This window comes from Sphaerisporangium sp. NPDC049003, assembly GCF_043197795.1.
GTDB lineage: Bacteria > Actinomycetota > Actinomycetes > Streptosporangiales > Streptosporangiaceae > Sphaerisporangium.
Genome location: NZ_JBICTU010000021.1, coordinates 156,576 through 176,982 on the forward strand (window position 1 = coordinate 156,576; position 20,407 = coordinate 176,982).

General features: G+C 71.9%; 18 protein-coding genes. 11 read left to right on the forward strand and 7 right to left on the reverse strand.

Translation table 11 applies throughout. From position 1 onward, the window contains the following. Nucleotide 1 precedes the first annotated feature (1 nt). Nucleotides 2-898 carry an aldose 1-epimerase family protein gene (locus ACGFIV_RS23380; RefSeq protein ID WP_358558361.1) on the forward strand — a complete coding sequence of 299 codons (897 nt, stop codon included), beginning with the start codon at nt 2-4 and terminating at the stop codon, nt 896-898. 92 nt (nt 899-990) lie between these two features. Further along, nucleotides 991-1,989, forward strand: coding sequence for a phosphotransferase family protein (locus ACGFIV_RS23385; RefSeq protein WP_392837613.1), 999 nt, complete (start codon nt 991-993; stop codon nt 1,987-1,989). Nucleotides 1,990-2,127: 138 nt separating this feature from the next. Here the strand turns inward: ACGFIV_RS23385 and ACGFIV_RS23390 are convergent, their stop codons facing one another. Next, the gene (locus ACGFIV_RS23390) at nt 2,128-2,658 is read right to left on the reverse strand and encodes a hypothetical protein (protein WP_358558364.1); all 531 of its coding nucleotides are present in this window, start codon (nt 2,656-2,658) and stop codon (nt 2,128-2,130) included. A gap of 167 nt (nt 2,659-2,825) precedes the next feature. On the opposite strand from ACGFIV_RS23390, the gene ACGFIV_RS23395 reads away from it, so the two are divergent. Both ACGFIV_RS23395 and ACGFIV_RS23400 read left to right on the forward strand, forming a co-directional pair. Then, nucleotides 2,826-4,043: an FAD-dependent oxidoreductase gene (locus tag ACGFIV_RS23395; protein WP_392837616.1), complete on the forward strand. Its 1,218-nt coding sequence runs from the start codon at nt 2,826-2,828 to the stop codon at nt 4,041-4,043. Nucleotides 4,044-4,130: 87 nt separating this feature from the next. Beyond that, complete coding sequence (locus ACGFIV_RS23400; RefSeq protein ID WP_358558366.1) at nt 4,131-5,471, forward strand: class II 3-deoxy-7-phosphoheptulonate synthase; 1,341 nt, start codon at nt 4,131-4,133, stop codon at nt 5,469-5,471. 95 nt (nt 5,472-5,566) lie between these two features. Here the strand turns inward: ACGFIV_RS23400 and ACGFIV_RS23405 are convergent, their stop codons facing one another. Both ACGFIV_RS23405 and ACGFIV_RS23410 read right to left on the reverse strand, forming a co-directional pair. Next, complete coding sequence (locus ACGFIV_RS23405; protein WP_358558367.1) at nt 5,567-5,965, reverse strand: thioredoxin domain-containing protein; 399 nt, start codon at nt 5,963-5,965, stop codon at nt 5,567-5,569. A gap of 282 nt (nt 5,966-6,247) precedes the next feature. Continuing rightward, nucleotides 6,248-8,668 (reverse strand): ExeM/NucH family extracellular endonuclease, encoded by a 2,421-nt coding sequence (locus ACGFIV_RS23410; protein ID WP_358558368.1) that lies wholly within the window; start codon nt 8,666-8,668, stop codon nt 6,248-6,250. A gap of 216 nt (nt 8,669-8,884) precedes the next feature. Between ACGFIV_RS23410 and ACGFIV_RS23415 the strand changes: the two genes are divergently transcribed. Beyond that, the gene (locus tag ACGFIV_RS23415) at nt 8,885-10,351 is read left to right on the forward strand and encodes a pentapeptide repeat-containing protein (RefSeq protein WP_358558369.1); all 1,467 of its coding nucleotides are present in this window, start codon (nt 8,885-8,887) and stop codon (nt 10,349-10,351) included. Nucleotides 10,352-10,376: 25 nt separating this feature from the next. On the opposite strand, the gene ACGFIV_RS23420 is transcribed toward ACGFIV_RS23415, so the two are convergent. Together ACGFIV_RS23420 and ACGFIV_RS23425 are read right to left on the reverse strand one after the other, a co-directional pair. Beyond that, on the reverse strand, nt 10,377-10,862 hold the full coding sequence (locus ACGFIV_RS23420; protein ID WP_358558370.1) for an SRPBCC domain-containing protein: 486 nt from the start codon (nt 10,860-10,862) through the stop codon (nt 10,377-10,379). Further along, entirely contained in the window at nt 10,859-11,173 is a 315-nt protein-coding gene (locus ACGFIV_RS23425; protein ID WP_358558371.1) for a metalloregulator ArsR/SmtB family transcription factor, read from the reverse strand. Before ACGFIV_RS23425 ends, ACGFIV_RS23420 begins: the two co-directional genes overlap by 4 nt. Nucleotides 11,174-11,395: 222 nt before the next feature. Here ACGFIV_RS23425 and ACGFIV_RS23430 point away from each other — a divergent pair, with 222 nt between their 5' ends. Next, nucleotides 11,396-12,100, forward strand: coding sequence for a permease prefix domain 1-containing protein (locus tag ACGFIV_RS23430; protein WP_392837620.1), 705 nt, complete (start codon nt 11,396-11,398; stop codon nt 12,098-12,100). Here ACGFIV_RS23430 and ACGFIV_RS23435 read toward each other — a convergent pair. Then, nucleotides 12,093-12,308, reverse strand: coding sequence for a helix-turn-helix transcriptional regulator (locus ACGFIV_RS23435; RefSeq protein WP_392837622.1), 216 nt, complete (start codon nt 12,306-12,308; stop codon nt 12,093-12,095). The genes ACGFIV_RS23430 and ACGFIV_RS23435 overlap by 8 nt on opposite strands. Between ACGFIV_RS23435 and ACGFIV_RS23440 the strand changes: the two genes are divergently transcribed. From ACGFIV_RS23440 to cydC, 4 genes are read left to right on the forward strand one after another with little or no spacing between them, the layout of a single operon-like run. Further along, nucleotides 12,294-13,376 (forward strand): cytochrome ubiquinol oxidase subunit I, encoded by a 1,083-nt coding sequence (locus ACGFIV_RS23440; protein ID WP_358558375.1) that lies wholly within the window; start codon nt 12,294-12,296, stop codon nt 13,374-13,376. The genes ACGFIV_RS23435 and ACGFIV_RS23440 overlap by 15 nt on opposite strands. A gap of 31 nt (nt 13,377-13,407) precedes the next feature. Then, the gene (locus ACGFIV_RS23445) at nt 13,408-14,211 is read left to right on the forward strand and encodes a cytochrome d ubiquinol oxidase subunit II (RefSeq protein WP_358558376.1); all 804 of its coding nucleotides are present in this window, start codon (nt 13,408-13,410) and stop codon (nt 14,209-14,211) included. 7 nt (nt 14,212-14,218) lie between these two features. Continuing rightward, a complete protein-coding gene (gene cydD / locus ACGFIV_RS23450) occupies nt 14,219-15,937 on the forward strand; it encodes a thiol reductant ABC exporter subunit CydD (RefSeq protein ID WP_358558378.1) in 1,719 nt (572 codons plus the stop codon). Beyond that, entirely contained in the window at nt 15,934-17,622 is a 1,689-nt protein-coding gene (cydC, locus tag ACGFIV_RS23455; protein WP_392837626.1) for a thiol reductant ABC exporter subunit CydC, read from the forward strand. Before cydD ends, cydC begins: the two co-directional genes overlap by 4 nt. 122 nt (nt 17,623-17,744) lie before the next feature. Here cydC and ACGFIV_RS23460 read toward each other — a convergent pair whose 3' ends face one another. Continuing rightward, a complete protein-coding gene (locus ACGFIV_RS23460; RefSeq protein ID WP_392837628.1) occupies nt 17,745-19,064 on the reverse strand; it encodes a S1C family serine protease in 1,320 nt (439 codons plus the stop codon). 386 nt (nt 19,065-19,450) lie between these two features. On the opposite strand from ACGFIV_RS23460, the gene ACGFIV_RS23465 reads away from it, so the two are divergent. Beyond that, nucleotides 19,451-20,386, forward strand: a complete 936-nt coding sequence (locus ACGFIV_RS23465) for a M12 family metallopeptidase (RefSeq protein WP_358559664.1) — start codon at nt 19,451-19,453, stop codon at nt 20,384-20,386. Nucleotides 20,387-20,407: the final 21 nt, after the last annotated feature.

A 20,407-nucleotide genomic window follows, 5' to 3' on the forward strand; every position in this document is an offset into this window, starting at 1 on the left:
CGTGCCTCAGTACGTTCTCCACGGTGGTGACTACCGCGCCGAGATAACCCGGCTGGGCGCGGCCCTGCGGGTGCTCAGGCACGGCGACCGCGATCTCGTGGCGAGCTGGCCAGAAGGGGGGCCTGTCCCTCACTACAGCGGCACCCTCCTCGCCCCGTGGCCCAACCGCCTCGCCGGCGGCCGCTACACCTTCCAGGGCGAGCGGTTCGAGGTCCCGGTGAACGAGCCCGAGCGGGGTCACGCGCTGCACGGGCTGGTGGCGTTCGCCGACTGGGAGGCCGTCGAGCTGCTCAGCGTCGAGGACGACCACGGGTTCGTACGGCTGGCGCGCACGATCGAGCCGTCGCCCGGCTACCCCTTCCGCCTGGCGCTCCAGGTGCGCTACGCCCTGGGCCCCGACGGCCTGACGACCACGCTCACCGCCGAGAACATCGGCGACCGCCCCGCCCCGTACGGTTGCGGGCCCCATCCCTGGCTGATCGCCGACGGCGGCGCGGAGGAGGGCTGGGAGCTCGAACTGCCCGCCGAGCGCGTGCTGCGCACCGACGAGGTGCTCCTGCCGACCACGCTGGAGCCCGTCGCCGGCACCGCGTTCGACTTCCGGGTCCCGAGGCCGCTCGGCGGCACCGTGGTCGACGAGGCGTTCACCGGGCTCGCCGCCGACCCCGGCGGCACGGCCCACGTACGGCTGCGCGGCCAGGAGGGCGGGGTGGGCATCTCCTGGGAGGCCGCGTCGATGCCGTGGGTGCAGGTCTGCACGGGCACCGGGTTCGGTCACCGAGGCATCGCCGTCGAGCCGATGACCTGCCCGCCCGACGCCTTCAACTCGGGCACCGACCTGGTGGTGCTCGACCCGGGCGGCAAGCACGAGGCGAGCTGGACGATCTCCGTCCTCTGATCGCCCGCGCCCCCGGCGACCGGCCCCCCGGCCGTCCCAGACCCGATCTTCCACGAACCCGAACGTCTCGACGACCCGAAGTGATGTGACCGATGGAGAGCAGGACCAAGCGCCGGCTGTCGGCCGCCCAGCTGGACGCGCTGATCCTTGGAGCGCTGGGGACGGGGGTGGCGTCGGCCGAGGAGCTCACCGACGGGTTCGCCAACGCGGTGTGGCGGCTCGCCCTCGACGACGGCCGGCAGGTCGTCCTGAAGGTCGCCCCGCCGCCCGATCTGGAGCTGCTCCGCTACGAGCGCGACCTGCTGCGCACCGAGGCGCTGGTGTACCACCTGGCGGGCCCCGCGGGGCTCCCGCTCCCCCGGCTGCTGCACTCGGGCTTCGACGACCCCGAGCTGGGGGGCGATTACCTGATCATGTCGGCGCTCGACGGGGTGCCGTGGAACCAGGCCACGGCCCTCGGCGAGGCCGACGAGCGGGCGCTCCGGCACGAGCTCGGGCGCCACCTGGCCACCCTGCACACCATCCCCGGCCAGGGGCTCTACGGCTATCCGTACGCCGCGCTCACCGGCCCCACCTGGCGCGACGCGTTCATCGCCATGATGGGCGCTCTGATGGACGACGCCGTGCGCTACGCCACCCCGCTGCCGTGCTCGCTGGTGGACGTCGCCGGCGGGATCCACTCCAGCGTGCACGTGCTCGACGAGGTGACCGCCCCCGCGCTGGTCCACTTCGACGTCTGGCCCGGCAACGTCTTCCTCACGCCGCCTTCGGAGGGCAGGCCGGGCATCCAGGCGCTGATCGACCACGAGCGGGCGTTCTGGGGCGATCCGCTGGCCGATTTCATCACCCCGACGATCTTCGGGGAGCTCAGTGACGACGATCCGATCCTCGCGGGCTACCGGGAGGCGGGCGGGAAGCTCGACCTCACCCCGGAGGCCCGGAGGCGCGAAGCGCTCTACCGCGTGTACCTCTACCTCATCCTGCTGGTCGAGGACGGCCCCCGGCAGTATCCCGAGGACTCCTACGCCCGCATCCGCGACCTGGCCACCACGGGCCTGACGAACAGCCTGGCGTTCCTCAGGCAGTGGTGACCCCTGGGGCGCCGGGCGCGCGCGTGCCGTACGCAGCGGTGGCCCACCGGCCTCGAAAGGCGGCGGCGGACGGGTAGAGCCGCCCAGGGACCGGGTCCCCGGGCGGCCGGCCGCTTCGAGCCCACCTCCGCCGGCATGTCAGACGCCGGTGTCACGGGGCGAACGGTTGCCCGCGACGAGCTGGTCGGCGGGGTGGGGATCCTTGACCACGCGCACCGGCTGCGTGCCCGCGCCGACCCGCTCGTCGCGGTCGTCGGCGCCGTCGCCGTCACGGTCGGGCACACCGGCGTGCCGTCCCGTGGGCGTGGTCTCGACGGGAACCGCGACCGGGACGGCGGCCGGCGCGGCGGAGGACTCCGACTCCAGCTTGCGCTCAAGCCGGCGCTTCTCCTCCTCCAGCCGCGCGACGCGGTCGCGCGTCTCGACCCGGGCCTCGCGCAGCTTCCTGCGCTTGGCGCCGCTCCGGCGCATGCCGCCGGTGAGCATCATCAGGCCGATCAGGAAAACGGCCGCGGTGGCCGCGCCCGCCAGGAAGAGCTCCAGCTTGCTCAGTTCCAGGGTCCGGTCCAGGACCTGGATCGACGCCGTGACGCCGCCGGTCGCGTCGTTCGCGACCGCGACCAGGGCCGCGCCGGCGATGACGATGAACAGAAGGCCCAGCACGATCATGTGACCTCAACTCCAAGTCGCCTCGGTGCCAAGCCCCTTTGGGGGGCCGACGACCGACTGCCCCGGAGTCATCGGGTTATGCCTCGCCACCGGGATCCACCGGGCCTCCTGCTGGGGAGGCTTTGTCAGGAAGGCGATGTGTGCGATGATTTCAACGGGTGATGAATATGCCGACCACGTGTGTGATCGCCGGAGGAGGCCCCGCCGGGGCCGTGCTGGCGCTGCTCCTCGCCCGCGCGGGCGTGGAGGTGACGCTCCTGGAGAAGCACGCCGACTTCCTGCGCGACTTCCGGGGGGACACGATCCATCCCTCGACCCTGCAGGTGCTCGACGAGCTGGGGCTGTCCGAGGAGTTCCACGCCCTGGCCCACCGCAAGGCGTACGACCTGTCGATCTGGACCGACGACCGGGTGATCGAGCTCGCCTCCCTCAGGGAGCTCAAGACCAAGTACCCCTACATCGCCTTCGTCCCGCAGTGGGACTTCCTCAACCTGATCGTCGCGGCGGCCCGGCGCCACCCGTCCTTCCGGCTGATCATGGAGGCCGAGGTCGTCGGGGTCATCCGCGAGGGCGGCGCGGTGCGCGGCGTCCGCTACCGCGACGGCGAGGGCGAGCACGAGCTTCGCGCCACCCTGACCGTGGGCGCCGACGGGCGGCACTCCGACGTGCGCAGGGCGGCGGGCCTGGTGCCGGTGGAGCGCGGCGCCCCCATGGACGTGGCCTGGTTCAGACTCCCCCGCGAAAAGGGCGATCCCGAGGACTTCTTCCTGCGCGTCTCCTCTGGCCACATGATGGTCGCGATCAACCGGACGACGTACTGGCAGCTCGCCTACCTCATCCCGAAGGGCGGCTACAAGCTGCTCCAGGCGGACGGCATCGAGGCGATGCGCGCGTCCGTCGGCGCGCTGCTGCCCTTCCTCGCCGGCCGCACCGAGAGCCTGCGGGGGTTCGATGAGGTGAGCGTGCTGGTGGTCCTGCTCAACCGCCTGCGGCGCTGGCACAGGCCCGGCCTGCTCCTCATCGGGGACGCCGCCCACGCGATGTCGCCGGTGTTCGGAGTCGGCATCAACCTGGCCGTCCAGGACGCGGTGGCGGCGGCCAACCTGCTCAGCGGCCCTCTGCTCGCCGGTGAGGTGCCGGAGTCGCTGCTGCGCAGGGTCCAGCGCCGCCGCACGGTCCCCACGGTGATCACGCAGGCCGCCCAGCGCCTCGTGCAGAACCGGCTGATCAGGCCCGTGCTCAAGGGCTCGGCGAAGCCGCTGCGGCTGCCCGTGAGCACGTCCCGCCTCCCGCTGATCGGGGCCATGGCACGCCGCTTCATCGGCTACGGCGTCCTGCCCGAGCACGTGCGGTCGCCCTCGGCCGCGAGCACCGGCGAACGCTGACCAGCCCCGCCGCCCGTACCGGGACCCGCCTTCTCACGAAGTGGACACCCGGTCGGTTAAGAGGGGTTGGTGCAATAGCCTTTCAGGGTGAGCGCCGAACCGATCAACCTGGATTCCTGGCGGGAGCTGCCCGCCGCCCAGCAGCCCGACTGGCCCGACCTCTCCGCGCTGGAGCGGGTCGTCACCGAGTTGCAGGGCCTGCCTCCGCTGGTGTTCGCCGGCGAGTGCGACGAGCTCAAAGACCGCCTCGCCGCCGTCGCGCGTGGCGAGGCCTTCGTCCTGCAGGGTGGCGACTGCGCCGAGACCTTCGCCGGGGCCACCGCCGACAACGTCCGCGACAAGCTCAGGACGCTGCTGCAGATGGCCATCGTGCTCACCTACGCGGGCCGTGTCCCGGTCGTCAAGATCGGCCGCGTGGCGGGGCAGTTCGCCAAGCCGCGCTCCAAGGCGACCGAGGTCCGCGGCGGCGTCGAGCTCCCGGCCTACCGGGGCGACATGGTCAACGGGTTCGACTTCACCCCAGAGTCCCGCACCCCCGACCCGTCGCGGCTGCTGCGCGCCTACCACTCCTCGGCCGTCACGCTGAACCTCGCGCGGGCCTTCACCAAGGGCGGGTACGCCGACCTGCGCCAGGTGCACGCCTGGAACCAGGACTTCGTGGCCGAGTCCCCGGCGGGCCGCCGCTACGAGCAGCTCGCGCGCGAGATCGACCATGCCCTGGCGTTCATGCACGCCTGCCGGGCCGATCCCGAGGAGTTCCACACGGTCGAGTTCTACTCCTCCCACGAGGCGCTGATCCTCGACTACGACCGGGCGCTGACCCGCGTCGACTCCCGCACCGGCCTGCCGTACGACGTGTCGGCGCACATGGTCTGGATCGGTGAGCGCACCCGCCAGCTCGACGGCGCCCACGTGGAGTTCTTCAGCCGCATCCGCAATCCGATCGGGGTCAAGCTGGGGCCGAGCACCTCCCCCGAGGACGCGCTGGCGCTCATCGACAAGCTCAACCCGGCCAACGAGCCCGGGCGGCTGACCTTCATCGCCCGCATGGGCGCCTCCCGCGTCCGCGACGCGCTGCCCACCCTGGTCGAGAAGGTCCAGGCGAGCGGCGCCCAGGTCGCCTGGATCTGCGACCCGATGCACGGCAACACCTTCGAGGCGCCGAGCGGCCACAAGACCCGCAGGCTCGACGACGTGCTCGACGAGGTGGCGGGCTTCTTCGAGGTCCACCAGGCCCTCGGCACCCATCCTGGGGGCATCCACATCGAGTTCACCGGCGACGACGTCACCGAGTGCGTCGGCGGCGGCCACGCGATCGTCGAGGAAGACCTCGCGCTGCGCTACGAGACGGCCTGTGACCCGCGGCTCAACCGGGGTCAGTCCCTCGACCTGGCCTTCCGGGTGGCCGAGCTCTACCGCTCCAGCTGAGCCCTGGACACCGGCCGGGGCCCTCCCACCTCATGGGAGGGCCCCGGTTTCCGTCCGCGCCGGCCTGATCGGCCGGGGGTGGGGTGAGCGGCCGGTCAGGGCCTGCGGCCGTCTTCGGGGCCCTCGGCGATCCCGGCGTCGATGTCGGACGCGATCTCCTTGCGGATCGCCTCCATGTCGAGCGCGCGCACCTGCCTGATCAGGTCCTCAAGGGCGGGCTCGGGAAGGGCGCCCGGCTGGGCGAAGACCACGATGCCGTCGCGGATCGCCATGACGGTGGGGATCGAGGTGATCTCGAAGCCCTCCGCGAGACCGCGCTCGGCCTCGGTGTCGATCTTGCCGAAGGTGATGTCCTCGTGCTTCTGGGAGGCCTTCTCGAAGATCGGCCCGAAGGTCCGGCAAGGCCCGCACCAGGCGGCCCAGAAGTCGAGGAGGACGATCCCCTCGTCGGCGATCTCGTTGAAGTTGGTCTCGTTCACCGCGATGGTCGCCACAGGTGGTTCCTCGTCTCGTGTTCTCGTCGTTTTCGATCGGCATAACCATCTACCCGGTACGCGAATTCCTCACCTCGCCACCCCGCCCGCCACCGGGCACGAAGGAAGAAGAGATCCTCGTGCCGCCCCGGCACCGGGTTCGTCCACTCCTGTCACGTCGCACCGCGGATCAGGACCGCCCAGATGATCCCGCATGGCGGCGTAGAGGCTCCGTGACGCGACGAGACCTCTGCGGGCCGGTCGGTCCGCAGAGGTCTCGTAGGGAGATTCAGAGGGTTGAAATCAGTTCTTCAGGTCGATGCCGAAGAGCAGGGGGTCGTGGTCGGAGGAGCGGAAGGCCGCGGACGAGTACAGGTAGGGCGGGTTGAACTCGGTGTTGTAGTCCATGAAGCGGCCCTCGTCGGCGTTGATGTGCCAGATCGTCGCGCCGGTCACCTTCTTGAGGAGCTGCTTGCCGACCAGCACGTGGTCGAGCTCACCCGACAGGCCGTCGAAGAGGTAGCTGTAGCGGTCCTGCTTGTCGATGAACTTCTTGCTCACGCTCACCAGCTTGCCCGCCTCCAGCGTGTGGATCGGGTCCTCCTCGCCGTAGGCGTTGAGGTCGCCGAGCACGACCGGGTTGGTCAGGTTGAGCGTGTCGATCAGCCCGAGCACGGCGTTGGCCTGCCGGATCCGCTCGGCGTTGAAGCAGCTCTGGCCGTCGCCCTGGTCCAGGTCGGCTCCGGTCGCGTCCTCGCAGCCCTTCGACTTGAAGTGATTGACGATCATGGTGAACGGGATCGGGTCGCCCTTGGCCCGCTTGAACTCCTGGATCAGCGGCGGCCTGCGGAACACCGGGTCGGTCGAGGACTGCGCGGCGCCCACCGGCTTGACGACCGCGGGCTTGTAGATGACCGCGACCTGGATGAGGTCCGTGCCCGGCACCGGGGAGAGGATGCCCTTGTACGTGCCCGCGCCGACCTCGGCGTTGAGGGCGTCCACGAGCGTGTTCAGCGCCGTGCTGCCGTTGTTCTGGACCTCCATGAGGCCGGCCACGTCGGGGTCGAGGCCCTTCAGCGTCGAGACGAGCTTGGCGAGCTGACGCTGCTTCTCCTCCTCGGTGGTGGCGCCCCGGGACTTCAGCGTGGTGAACCAGTTCAGCGTGTTGAGGCTGGCCACCTTGACGTTGCCGCCGACCTTGGCGGGCTTGGACGGGCGCGGGTTGGCGGCCGTGAAGACGACCGGCTGGGTCGGCTGCACCCGGTAGAAGTTGAAGCCGTAGGTCAGCACGCCCGTGAGGCCGGTGGTGGCGTCACCCACGCGGACGGTGTTGGAGCCGTTGGTGTGGTAGGGCAGGGTCGCGGGGTTCTGCGCGTTGGATCCGTCGTCGAGCAGGATCCGCCGCCGCGCGTTGAGCGCGGGGTCGATGTTGGGACGGTCGGTGGGCTGGAACAGCCGCCCGTTCGACGCGAGCGTGATCTCGCCGAAGCGGCCGAGGTTGTACACCTCGGAGACGGTGAGCTCCGCCGGGAACGTGGTGAGCATGCCCTCCAGCGGCTCCAGGCTCGCGCCCTCGGCCAGCGGCAGCTTCACCTTGGTCGGCTTGATCGTGCCGGTGCCGCAGACGTCCACGTAGGAGACCGAGGTCAGCTCCGTGAGGCCGTTGAACTCGACGGCGGTGCCGCTGACCAGAACCCGGTCGCCCACGGCGGCGGGCTTGTTCGTGAACACGAACACCGCGTCGGAGGTGGCGGGGTCGGCGTCTGGAGTCGGGTCCTGGATGTAGAAGCCGCCGAACTGGCCGGTGCCCTGGAAGTCACCGGTCACCACGCCCTCGACGCGCACCTCCTGGCCGGCGAGCGGGGTGGTGTCACCGCTTCCCTGCACCTGGGCGATCTGGTGGGTGGCCGGGATCGCGCACGGCTGACCCGTACGGGTCGGCGTCGGGCTCGGCGTGGGGGTGGCCGTGTCCGACGGCGTCGACGTGGGCGTCGCGGTCGGGGTGTCGGTGGGGGTCGCCGTGGGCGTGTCCGTGGCCCCGGGACTGTCGGTCGGGGTCGGCTCGCACGGAGCCGGCGTGGTGGCCGAGTTGCGGGGCGCGGGGGCCACGGCGGTGAAGTCCGCCGCGTTGGCGTCGGTGTCGACGCAGCCGCCACCGGCGCGCAGCGCCGCGGTGGAGTTGGTCAGGGCCGGGGCAGGCGAACCCTCGGAGAAGTTGGCGGTGCCGTATCCCACCAGGTCGGCGATGAGGGCGAGCTGCTCGGCCGTGCAGACCACGGAGCCGCCGTTGCAGGCGAGGCCGTCGGCCGAGCGGACCAGGGCCACCTTGCCGGCCGTACCGCTCAGGTTGAGGCCGCCGGTGGCGTCGGGCGCGGGCAGCGCGCCGCTCGCTGTGGTGCCGGCGGCGAGCTGGACCAGGTGGTACTGCCCCGGCGCCAGCGAGCCGGACAGGTCGACCTTGTTGGAGGCGAAGTTCCCGGTGCCGGTCGCGCTGGTGTACTGCAGCGACCAGCCGCTGAGGGAGGCGGTGTTTCCGCTGCGGTTGAAAAGCTCCACGAAGTCGTTGGTGAACGGGGCGCCGGAGTTGCCGCCCCCGCCGTACACCTGGCTGATCACAACGGTCCCCGGCTCCGCGGATGCCGGGGACAAGGAAACGATGGCGATACCGGCGACCGAAACGCCGGTTGCCAGTAGGGCGGCGAACGCCCGGGATAGTGCACGCATGGTCGGGAGCGTAAGGCCCCAAAACCCTTGAATCTCATACTAGAACTAGATAGAAGATGAAATAAGGGAATCTTGACACTTCATGTCGACTAGTCGTCGTCAGACTTGGCGTCCTTAGATCTAGCGGACCAGCGACATCGTCCAACCCCGGCACCCTGTGTCAGCTTTCCATCACGATTTAGTAACCTGTTACCTGACATTGGGTATGACTTTGGCATGACGCCCCTGCTGAAGATCCTGTCCCTCGACGTCGGCTGGAAGACGTGCGACGCCTCCCCCGAGTGCGTCGGGACCGCGTGCGGGCCGTACGGCCGCTGCATGGCGCACCTCACGCCGGACGAGCTGGACGGGGCGCTTCGCGGGCTGACCCCCGGGCAGGGCGTCGACCTGCGCGGCACCATCATCGGCGAGGAGCTGCTCACCCGCGTCCTGGACGCGACGGAGCGCCGTCTCGGCCGGGCCAGGTTCGACCACGCGACCTTCACGGGAGCGGCGCGGTTCGGCGAGGTGGTCTTCGCGGGCGACGCGACCTTCGACCACGCCCGGTTCGACCGGCTCGCCTCCTTCTTCGGCACGCGCTTCACCAGGAACGCGTCCTTCCGCGAGGCCGGGTTCTCCCGCGAGTTCTCCATGCACGAGGCCCGCGTCCGGGGGCACGGGGCGTTCGACCACGTCCGCATCGGCAGGGACGCGCTCTTCGGCGAGGCCAGGTTCGGAAAGGACGCGTCCTTCCTCGGGGCGGAGTTCCACGGGTTCGCGGCGTTCGACGGGGCCATGTTCGACGGCGAGGCGATCTTCCGCGGCGCCCGTTTCCACCGTGCGGTCTCCTACCGCAAGGCGGTCTTCGCGGGCACGGCCGGGTTCGAGGGGGCCCGCTTCCACAACTCGGCCTTCCTCACCCAGGTCCACGTCGGCCGCAGGCTGACGTTGTCGGGCGTCCACGCCTCGGCGCCCCTTGAGCTGGACACCGCCGGCTGCGCCGTCGACCTGCGGGCGGCGAGGATCTCCGGGCGGTTCACCGCGCGGCTGTCGGACGCCGACCTCGACCTGCGGGAGGCCGTCCTCGCCGGGCCCTCGGCCGTCACCCGGCGCGCCGGGCGGCTGCGCGTGCTGTCGCTCGACCGCCTGGACGCCGTCGCGCTCACGCTGGCCGGGGCGGACCTCAGCGCCTGCCGTCTGGCCCAGCTCCGCAGGCCGGAGGCCCTGCGGCTGACGGACTGCGTCTTCGCCGCCACGCCACGCGGCGTACGCCTGGGCCTGCGCTGGCCGCCCGTGCTGTGGTGGACCAACCGCCGCGTGCTCGCCGACGAGCAGGCCTGGCGCGGCTGGTCGGCGAGGGTGGAGCAGCCCCTGGACGCCGGGCGCCTGGCGGCCCTGTACGAGCGGGTGCGGCGCGGCGTGGACGACAAGAGGACCTCGGCGGACTTCGCCTTCGGCGCCATGGAGATGCGCCGCCTGGCGACCGGCCGGGGGCGGGCCAGGCTGGCGCTGTCGGCCTACTGGCTGGCCTGCGGGTACGGGCTGCGCATGGGCCGCACCGCCGGCTGGGTCGCGCTCGTGGCGGCCGTCGCGGCCGTGGCGGTGTTCTGGTCGGCGGGCGCCCATCCGGCCAGGCGCCCGGTCGGCCACCGCTCCCCCAGCCCGGTCCCCGCCGTGCACGTCTCGGCCGTCCGCGCGGGCTGACCCCGCTCGGATCCCCCCGGGCCTCTCAGGGGAGGTGGACCAGGACCGCTTCCAGGTTGCGGAAGAGGCGGGACTTCCAGCCGCCGCCCATGATCCTCCGGGACAGGCGCTGCGAGGGGTCACGGGGGTCGAAGCCCTCGTGGTCGAGGAACAGCCGGGTGCCCCGGCCCTCCGGCTCCAGCCGCCAGGTGACGGTGGAGTCCAGGCCGTTTTCGTCACGCCTGCCCGCGTCCGCCCAGCTGATCCGGAGCATCCTGCCCACCTCGAACTCCAGCACCTCGCAGGCGACCACGCCGCTGAACCGGACGGCGGGCATCGGCATGGTGTGCATGGTGTAGCGGTGCCCGAGCTCCAGCTTGAAGTCGTTGGGCATCAGCCATCGGGCGATCAGCTCCGGCTCGGTGAGCGCCCGCCAGACCTTCGCGGGCGGGTGCGGCAGGAACTCGACCACGTGGACGGCCGTGAGGTCGTCCTCCGGGCCGTCCTCGGGGAACATCGGGTTGCCGCTCATTCGTCCTCGATCGTGTTGAGAATGTCGCGCAGGCCGGTCAGGCGCTCGCGCCAGAAGCGCTCGTAGGGCGCGAGCCAGTCCTTGACCTCGGCCAGCGGAGCCGTCTCCAGGCTGTACAGGCGTTCGCGCCCGTTCCTGCGCTCGGTGACCAGCCCCGCGTCCTTCAGCACCCTCAGGTGCTCGGAGACGCTGGGTCTCGCCATGGCGAACCGGCCGGCGAGCCGCCGCACCGGCTGTGCGCCCTCATCGCGGAGCAGGCGCAGCAGCTCCCGCCGGGCCGGGCTCGCCAGGGCGGCGAACACGTCGGTCATCCCGCGACCGGACCCTCGGGCGCCGGCCGGTGGCCTATGTGATGAATACGCATGTCAGGGATAATACGTAGGAAGCTTCCTACCCAACACACCGGGTACGCCCGACCGGCCGCGAGCGATCCCGGCCCCAGGGGCGGGTCAGGGATTCCCCGGATTCCGGCCCTCCCCCCGTGGACGACACAATGGGGTCGAGACTCATCGCGGGCGGGACATGAGGAGAACATGGCGAGCGCCGGTGTCATCGACGACTACGTGACCACGCTCGGCCGCACGCTGCGCGGGCCCCGGCGGGTCAGGCGCGACCTGGTGACCGAGGCCCGCGACAGCCTGGCCGACTCCGCCGAGTCCTATCTCTCCGAAGGGCTCGACCCGGTGGAGGCCGAGCGGCTGGCGGTCGCCGAGTTCGGGGCGGTGGCGGAGATCGCGCCCGGCTACCAGGAAGAGCTCGCCGCGCACCAGGGCCGCAGGACGGCCGCGGTCGTGTTCGTCACCGTGCCGCTGATGACGCTCATGTGGAGCGGCATCTGGATGGTCTTCCCCGAGGACGCGTCGGTCGCCGCGCAGGTCAAGCCCGCCTGGTTCTCGCCGCTCGCGCGCTTCCTCGACGTGTTCCAGTTCGGCATGGGCGTCCTCGCCGCCCTGGCCCTGATCGTCCTCGCGGGGCGGCTGCGCAGGATCGCCCGTCCCGAGCTCGTCACCCGGGCCATGGGCATCCTGCTGTGGATCCAGGTGCCGGCGATCGGCGCGATATCGCTGGCCCTGACGCTCGGCGGCTCGGCCGGCCGGGCGGGCTTCGACGACTATCCCCCGGGCGTGGCGGCATCCGTCCTCAGCTACCTGGTGCTGGGCTGGCTGCTGTGCGCCGCCACCCGCTGCCTGATCGTCTCCCGGGGCGTCCCCGCCCGGAAGGCCACGATCCTCAGGTAGCGGAGCCGCGGGGGGCGAGGACGCTGCCGATGGCGTCGGTGAACGCCTGCCAGGCCGATCGCTCGCCCGCGAGGGCCGCGCGGCCGGACGGGGTGAGCCGGTAGGTGCGGCGCCTGCGACCGCCCACCGTCGCCCACTCGCTCGTGAGGTGTCCCACGCGCTCCAGCCTGCGCAGCGCCCCCTCGTCGCGATCATGCAGACCCGCCACGCCATCAGCGGCAAGCCGGTCTTCGAGCGGATGACCCGTTTCTGGGGCCAGATCTACGTGATCAACTACGCGCTCGGCGTGTTCACCGGCCTGGTGATGGAGTTCCAGTTCGGGCTGAGCTGGAGTGGCCTGACCCACTTCGCCGGCGCCGTGTTCGGGGCGCCCCTGGCGATCGAGACGCTGGTGGCGTTCTTCCTCGAATCGACCTTCCTCGGGCTGTGGATCTTCGGGTGGAACCGCCTGCCCAAGAAGGCGCACCTCGCGTGCATCTGGCTGGTGACGCTGACGGCCTACGCGAGCGCGTTCTGGATCATGGTCGCCAACTCGTTCCTCCAGCACCCGGCGGGCACCGTCCGGCAGGGTGACCACCTGGCCCTGGTGGACTTCGGGGCGCTGCTCGCCAACCCCAGCCTCGTCATGGCGTTCCCCCACGTCATCGGCGCCGGGCTGTTCGCGGGCAGCTTCGTGGTCATCGGGGGCAGCGCCTACCAGCTGTTCAGGAGGACCCCCGAGCAGGAGTTCTTCCGCAGGTCGCTGCGCACCGGCGTGGTGTGGGCGTTCATCGGCACCACGCTGGCGGTCGGCTTCGGCTACGCCCAGTTCGGCTTCGTCGCCGGCATCCAGCCGGGCAAGTTCGACGGCGCGGTCGCCGGGCCGGCGCTCGGCACCATGATCACGATCGGGCAGCTCGTCCAGTTCTTCGTGATGCTCGTCCTGCTGCCCCTGCTGTTCAGGAACCTCCTCGCCCGCTTCCGGTGGGTCCACCCCCTGCTGATGATCATGACCCCGCTGCCGTTCCTGGCGGCGATCACGGGCTGGCTCGCGCGCGAGGCCGGCCGCCAGCCGTGGCTCGTGTACGGCGAGCTCAGCGTGGCCGACGCCATGTCACCCGGTCTCACCAAGGGCATGGTGACCTTCTCGCTCTTCGCCTTCGCCGGCGTGCTCGGCCTGCTCGCCGTCGTCGACTACCTGCTTATCGCGAGAACCGTGCGGCGCGGCCCCACGCGGGTCGACCTCGGCGCGGCCGAGCCGGCCGAGCCCGCCCCCGCGTCCGCCCTCGTCCTGTGACCCCCTCACAAACCCCTCAGGAGCTCCCCCCATGGAGATCATCTGGCTCGCGGCCCTCGCCGTGCTGCTGATCGGCTACTTCGCCCTGGAAGGGTTCGACATCGGCGTGGGCATGATGCTTCCCCTGCTCAGCCGGGCCCGCGAGCGCGCCGGGGAGCCGGGCACGCGCCAGTGGCACCGTGACCGCCTGGTCGCCGCGATTGCCCCGTTCGTCCTGGCCAACGAGATCTGGCTGGTCGCCGTCATCGGCACGCTGTTCGGCGCGTTCCCCGTCCTCGAAGGCACGGTGATCGGCGGGCTCTATCCCCTGGTGGTGGCGCTGCTGGTGTGCTGGGTGCTGCGGGACGCGGGCCTGTGGTTCCGGCGCAGGCTCGACGGCGGCGCCTGGCGGGCGTTCTGGGACCTGGTCCTCTGCGCCGCCTCCTGGGGGCTCGCCCTGACCTGGGGCATCGCCCTGGCCTCCATCGTGCGGGGGCTGCCGGGCCGTCCGTTCGACCTCCTCGGCCTGCTGTACGGCGCCGTGGTGGCCGCCGCGTTCTGCTTCCACGGCCGCGCCTTCTCCGCGTGGCGGCTGTCGGCCCCGAGCGAGGCGCGGCGCACCGGACGGCGGCTGCTGCTCTCGGCCGTCGTGACGGCCCTGCCCGCAGCGGTGCCACTGGCCGTGTCCGTACCGTCACTGCTCGGACACGTGGCGCCGCCGGCGACGCTGAATGTGCTCAGTCTCATGGTCCTGCCGTTCGCACCCATCCTGGTCGGGGCGCAAGTATGGGTATGGCGCACGTTCGGCCCCACCCGGGCCACCGGCGCCGCCGCCCGCATACCGTCGTTCTTCTAGGGAACCGATGCACACCGATCTCGTACTGCTGGCGCGCACGGAGCGGACGGTCCGCCGTCACCTGCTGACGTGCGTGGCGGCGGCCGTGCTCGCGGGGCTGCTGGTCCTGGCGCAGGCCGAGCTGCTGTCCGGCGTGCTGTCGGGCGGCCTGACGGCCGCGGCGCTGCTCCCCCTGGCCGGCGTGGTGGTGGCGCGGGCGCTGCTCGGGTGGCTCAACGGGGTCGCGGGCGGCCGTACGGCCACGGCGCTGAAGTCGGTGCTGCGGGCGCGGCTGCTGTCCCGGCTGCGCGATCTCGGGCCCGCCCGGATCACCTCGCACCGCTCAGGCGAGCTGGTCACGCTCGCGGGGCGCGGCCTGGACGCGCTCGACCCCTACGTCACCGGCTACCTGCCCGCGGTCGCCGTGGCCGGCGTGGTGCCGGTCGCCGTGCTGGTGCGGCTGTTCGCGGCCGATCTCGGCACCGCCGTGATCGTCCTGGTGACGCTTCCCCTGATCCCGGTGTTCGGGGCGCTGGTCGGATGGCAGACCAAGGTGGTCACCGAGCGGCAGTGGCGGGCCCTGTCGCGGCTCGGGGGCCACTTCCTCGACGTCGTCCGCGGTCTTCCGACGCTCCGCGCGTTCGGGCGGGCGCGTTACCAGGCGACGGTGATCCGGCAGGTGGCCGACGCCCACCGGTCCGCCACGATGCGCACCCTCCGGGTCGCGTTCCTGTCCTCGCTGGTCCTGGAGCTGGTCGCGTCGCTGTCCCTGGCCCTGGTCGCCGTGCCGGTCGGGCTGCGGCTGCTGTCGGGCTCCCTGGACCTGCGTACGGCCCTGCTGGTCCTGCTGCTCGCCCCCGAGGCCTACATCCCGCTGCGCGCGGTCGGCACGAAGTTCCACGCCGCGATGGAGGGCGTCGCCGCCGCCGACCAGGCCTTCGCGGTCCTTGGGGAGCCCGTCACCGGCGCGGGCGGCGACGCGGCGCCGGCCCCGGGCGTGCCGGAGATCCGGCTGGAGAACGTCACGGTCCGCTACCCGGGCCGCGAGGACGCCGCGCTGGACGGGGTGTCGCTGGTCGTGTCGCCAGGCGAGCGCGTGGCGCTGGTGGGCGAGAGCGGCGCGGGGAAGAGCACCCTGCTCCACCTGCTGCTGGGCTTCGTGACGCCGTCCGAGGGGAGGGTCCTGGTCGGCGGGACCGACCTGACGGCGCTCGACCTTCCCGCCTGGCGCCGGCGGCTCGCGTTCGTGCCGCAGCGGCCCCACCTGTTCGCGAGCTCCGTGGCCGACAACATCCGGCTCGGCTCGCCCGCCTCCCCCGAGGACGTCCGCACGGCCGCCGCCGCCGCGCGGGCCGCCGAGTTCGTGGAGGCGCTCCCCGAGGGGTACGCGACCGTCGTCGGCGAGCGCGGGGCGGACCTGTCGGCGGGCCAGCGGCAGCGTGTCGCGCTGGCCAGGGCGTTCTGCCGCCCCGATGCCGAGATGCTGCTGCTCGACGAGCCGACCGCGCGCCTCGACGGCAGGAGCGAGGCCGCGATCGTCGAGGCGACCAGGACCCTCGCGGAGGGGCGCACGGCCGTCATCGTCGCGCACCGCCCCGCCATGATCGATCTGGCCGACCGGGTGATCCGCGTCGACGCCGGGAGGATCGTCTCCGACCGGCTCGTGTCCCGGCGGGTCGTCCGCGCGGGCCCGGTTCCGGGCACCGGTGCGCCGGACCACGACGCATGGGCGGAGGGGGCGCGATGAACATCCGCCGGATGACCGGGAGGCTGCTGACCGCCGCGGCGGCCGGCGCCGCGGCCGAGCTCGCCGCGCTGGGGCTGATCGCGGCGGCGGCCTGGATGATCACCAGGGCCGCCGAGCAGCCGCAGCTCGCCGCACTGAGCGTGGCGATCGTCGCCGTACGCGCGTTCGCGACCAGCCGCGGCCTGTTCCGGTACGGCGAGCGCCTCGCCGGGCACGATGTCGCCCTGCGCGCGCAGGCGTCCACGCGCGAGAGGCTGTACGAGGCCCTCATCCCGTCCGGGCCGCTCAGCCACCGGGGGGCCGACCTGCTGAGCCGGATGGTGGACGACACCGACGCCGTGCAGGACCTGCTGGTGCGCTGCCTGCTGCCCGCCGTGGCCGCCGCGGTGACCGCCGTCGCGGCGGTGACGCTGGGGGCCTTCCTGCTGCCCGCCGCCGCGCTCGTCCTGCTCGCGGGGCTGCTGGCCGCCGGGCTGCTGCTGCCCGCCGGCACGGCCGCCGCCGCCCGGCGCCGGTCCGCCCGGCTCGCCCCCGCACGGGCCGACCTCGCCGCGCGGGTCGCCGACCTGGTGCACGGAAGCGCCGACCTGGCCGCCTACGGGGCCGGGGAGCACGCCCTAGCGGCCTCGGCGCGGGCCGGCGCGAAGCTGGCGGCGCTCGAACGGCGGCAGTCCAGGGCCAACGCGGCCGCGCTCGCGCTCGGCATGCTGGTCCAGGGCCTCACCGTGGCGGCGATCGTGCTCGTCGCCCAGCGCGCCGGGGCCGGCCAGGTGGCCACCGCCGTCCTGGCCCTGACGGCGTTGGTGTCGTTCGAGCCGATCCTGCCGCTGGCGGCCGCGGGCGAGCGGTTCGCCGGGGTCACCGCGGCGCTGCGCAGGCTGAGGGAGATCAGGGCCACCCCGCCCGCCGTCCCCGAGCCGGCCGCGCCCGCTCCCCCGCCGGAGGGTCCGCTTACCGTCCAGGTGGACGACCTGGTGGTGCGGCACGCCCCCGGCCGGGCTCCAGCGCTCGACGGCGTCTCCCTCACCCTGACCCCCGGCAGGCGTGTGGCCGTGGTGGGGCCGAGCGGGGCGGGCAAGAGCACGCTGCTGTCCGCGCTGATGCGCACCGCCGACTTCGAGTCCGGGGACATCCGGATCAACGGCACCGGGGTCCGCGACCTGCCGCCCGACGAGGTGCGGGCGAGGATCACCGGCCTGACGCAGGACCCGTACGTCTTCCGCGCCTCCGTCCGCGACAACCTCAGGCTGGCCGGCCCCGAGGCCGGCGAGGAGGAGCTGGCCCTGGCCGTGCGGCGCGCGCGCCTGGACGCGTGGGTCGAGCGGACCGGATGGGACGCGACGCTGGGCGAGGACGGGCGCACCGTCTCCGGCGGTCAGCTCCAGCGGCTCGCCCTGGCCCGCGCGCTGCTGCACGACCCCGAGGTGCTGCTCCTGGACGAGCCCGCCGAGGCCCTGGACGCGGCCACGGCGGACGCGCTGATGGCCGACCTCCTCGACGCCACGCACGGCCGTACGACCCTGCTGGTCACCCACCGCCTGCACGGTCTCGAAGGCGTCGACGAGATCATCGTCCTCGAAGGCGGGCGGGTGACGCAGCGGGGGCGCCACGACGCGCTCGTGGCCGTGCCCGGCTACTACCGGGACCTGTGGCGTTCCGAGGCCCTGACGGCCACGCCCGGCTGACCTCCGTACCGCGCCCCGGCGTCGCCAAGGGCCGCAGGTTCTCCTGACGCCTTCCCCGGGGCCCCGGACATGGATTCGCCGCCGGGCCCGCAGCGTCCCGGCGGCGAATCCAGCTCGGATGGTCAGCTCGTGACCGTCTTCTCCGCCAGGGTGACCGTGGCCGTGGAGGTCGAGCCGTCCCGGACGTACGTCAGGGTGACCTTGGTGCCCGGCTGGTAGCCGCGTACGGCGCCCACCACCGTGTCGGCCCCGGCCACGGGCTTGCCGTCGATCTTCGTGATCAGGTCGCCCGCCTTGAGTCCCGCCTGGTCGGCCGGGCTGCCGGACTGCACCGAGCCGATGACGGCTCCCTGGGCGTCGCCCGTGGCGTCGGCGAGATTGACCCCGAGGAAGGCGTGCGTGGCCTTGCCCGACTTGATGAGCTGGTCGGCCACCTGGTGAGCGGTGTTGATGGGGATCGCGAAGCCGACGCCGATGTTGCCGTCGCCTCCGTTGGTCGCGATGGCGCTGTTGATGCCGACCACCTGGCCGGAGGCGTCGACGAGCGCGCCGCCCGAGTTGCCGGGGTTGATCGCCGCGTCGGTCTGGATCGCGCCGCCGATCGTGGTGCCGCTCTGCTGCCGCTGCTGACCCTGGCCGAGGCCGCCCTGACCCCAGCCGGGCGGTAGCTGCTGTTGCTGCTGGGACTGGTCGCCGACGGTCAGCGTACGGTCGAGCGCGCTCACGATGCCGGCGGTCACCGAGCCTTCAAGCCCGAGGGGGCTGCCGATGGCGAGGACGGCGTCGCCGACCCTCAGCTTGTCGCTGTCGCCGAGCGTCGCCTTGGTCAGCCCGGAGACGTTCTCCGCCCGTACGACCGCGAGGTCGGTGGTGGGGTCGGTGCCGACGACGGTCGCCGTCGCGCTCTTGCCGTCGCTGAACTTCACCTGGACCTTGGCGTTCTGCCCGGCGCCCGCGACCACGTGGTTGTTGGTGAGGATCAGTCCGTCGGCCGAGAGCACCACGCCGGAGCCCTCGGCCTGACCGGCCTGGCTGCTCACGGTGATGGAGACCACCGACGGTTGCACGGCCCGTGCCACGTCGGCCACCGTCGTCACACTGGCGTCGGACGCAGGCCTGACGATCGGGCTGGAGATCACGGTCTTGGTCCCGACGGCCGCCGTCGCGACGAAGGCCCCCGCGACCCCGCCTCCCACGGCCACCGCCGCGAGAGCGAGCCCGGCCACCGCCTTGCGGCCGGTCGTCCACCACGGGGGGGCCGTGCCCGCCGCCTGGGAAGGCATGATCTCGGTGTCCCCGGCGAACCGTTCGGAGCCGCTCCAGCGGGGCTGGAAGGCGCCCGCCTCCGGCGGGGTCTGACCGAACTGGGTCCATCCACGCGAACCCGGCGCCTCGGCCGGAGTGGTGTCACTGCTCTGCTCACGCGGGTCTTCGGTGCTCATCTCTTCCCCCAGGGTCATCCGCACTCGTCGCCCATTTGGCGACGGCCGGCTTCGGACCGGTAAATCAATGATGACAAACGGGCGATAAGAACTGCCTAAGCCCTAACTGGACGTTGGCTGAACGTCCCGCGGTGGCGAGCCGCCCCCGAGGGTCGACCTCCGGGGGCGCCGGGATCCCGACGATCCGCCACGCTCGGGCACGCACCTAGCACGAAATACTTAAAGTACGAATAAAGCGGAGATTCTCCGAATTCTCGGAGCGAGTAGGAGCTTGCAGCTGGGTTATCGGAATCAACCACCCGCCCTTCCTGGAGTACCAGGTTGCCATCGGGGTATTTTTCATGGGACGGCCCGTAAATGGTACGGACACTTCCAGGAGCATAAATATGAGACATATCGCTGTATTGGCGGTCGCGCTCTTCGTACTGGCGGTGGGGGCGTCACCGGCCGCCGCCGAAGAGGACCCGTTCGATCCGCTATGGGAGCAGCAGACGGGACGTCCGTCCTTCTCCATTACCACTCCGGATATAACCGGGGAGCCCCAGACGATCGAGTACGTCGACATCGACGGGCACGCCGTGACCGAGGGTGACATCGTCATCGGAACACCCGCCGAGGCGGCCTCGGGAAAGATCCAGATGCCGGGCGTATTTCCCGAGGTCACCTATGACACTCCGCCTTCCGTGGAAAGGCCGACCCCCGACGCTCCCCTGCGGCCGGGGGACTGCCGGGTGCCGGAGGGCGCGGCCACGACGCAGGCCGGCGCCCTGTGGCCGGACAGGAAGGTGCCCTACGTCCTCTCCCCCGAGCTCTCCGCGCCCGCCCGCGAGGCGATCGGCCAGGCGATGCGGGATTTCCACGACAACACCTGCGTGCGTTTCGTCCCTCGTACGACCGAGGCCGGTTATCTCAAGATCTTCCCCGGTGACGGCTGTTATTCGTACGTGGGGCGCATCGGCCCCGAGCCGCAGGATGTATCGATCGGAAAGGGGTGCGAGCGGAAGGGCATCGCCATTCACGAGCTGCTGCACGCGATAGGATTCCTCCACGAGCATTCCCGTTCCGACCGCGACGCAGCGCTGACCGTTCACCTGGAGAACGTCGCGAAGGGATACGAGTCCCAGTTCAAGAAACTCGCCCTTCCGCAGAACCGCCTTTTCACCCCGCTCGACTACGGCTCGGTCATGCTGTACGGAAGGACCTTCTTCAGCAGGAATGGGAAGGACACCCTGGAGCCCTCGGCCCCCGTCTCGATCGGCCAGAGAATCGGTTTCAGCGCGGCCGACCTGGACGCCGTCCGGGCCCTTTACGGCTGTCCGTGAGCAGGTGCCCGCGCGGGCGGC

Excerpts from the sequence above, each read along its gene's own strand:
- ACGFIV_RS23395 (WP_392837616.1), top strand. The coding sequence starts at position 2,826 with ATGCCGACCACGTGTGTGATCGCCGGAGGAGGCCCCGCCGGGGCCGTG.
- ACGFIV_RS23410 (WP_358558368.1), bottom strand. The coding sequence starts at position 8,668 with ATGCGTGCACTATCCCGGGCGTTCGCCGCCCTACTGGCAACCGGCGTT.
- ACGFIV_RS23460 (WP_392837628.1), bottom strand. The coding sequence starts at position 19,064 with ATGAGCACCGAAGACCCGCGTGAGCAGAGCAGTGACACCACTCCGGCC.
- ACGFIV_RS23420 (WP_358558370.1), bottom strand. The coding sequence starts at position 10,862 with ATGAGCGGCAACCCGATGTTCCCCGAGGACGGCCCGGAGGACGACCTC.
- ACGFIV_RS23425 (WP_358558371.1), bottom strand. The coding sequence starts at position 11,173 with ATGACCGACGTGTTCGCCGCCCTGGCGAGCCCGGCCCGGCGGGAGCTG.
- ACGFIV_RS23430 (WP_392837620.1), top strand. The coding sequence starts at position 11,396 with ATGGCGAGCGCCGGTGTCATCGACGACTACGTGACCACGCTCGGCCGC.
- ACGFIV_RS23445 (WP_358558376.1), top strand. The coding sequence starts at position 13,408 with ATGGAGATCATCTGGCTCGCGGCCCTCGCCGTGCTGCTGATCGGCTAC.
- ACGFIV_RS23415 (WP_358558369.1), top strand. The coding sequence starts at position 8,885 with ATGACGCCCCTGCTGAAGATCCTGTCCCTCGACGTCGGCTGGAAGACG.
- ACGFIV_RS23385 (WP_392837613.1), top strand. The coding sequence starts at position 991 with ATGGAGAGCAGGACCAAGCGCCGGCTGTCGGCCGCCCAGCTGGACGCG.
- ACGFIV_RS23390 (WP_358558364.1), bottom strand. The coding sequence starts at position 2,658 with ATGATCGTGCTGGGCCTTCTGTTCATCGTCATCGCCGGCGCGGCCCTG.
- cydD (WP_358558378.1), top strand. The coding sequence starts at position 14,219 with ATGCACACCGATCTCGTACTGCTGGCGCGCACGGAGCGGACGGTCCGC.
- ACGFIV_RS23440 (WP_358558375.1), top strand. The coding sequence starts at position 12,294 with ATGCAGACCCGCCACGCCATCAGCGGCAAGCCGGTCTTCGAGCGGATG.
- ACGFIV_RS23465 (WP_358559664.1), top strand. The coding sequence starts at position 19,451 with ATGAGACATATCGCTGTATTGGCGGTCGCGCTCTTCGTACTGGCGGTG.
- cydC (WP_392837626.1), top strand. The coding sequence starts at position 15,934 with ATGAACATCCGCCGGATGACCGGGAGGCTGCTGACCGCCGCGGCGGCC.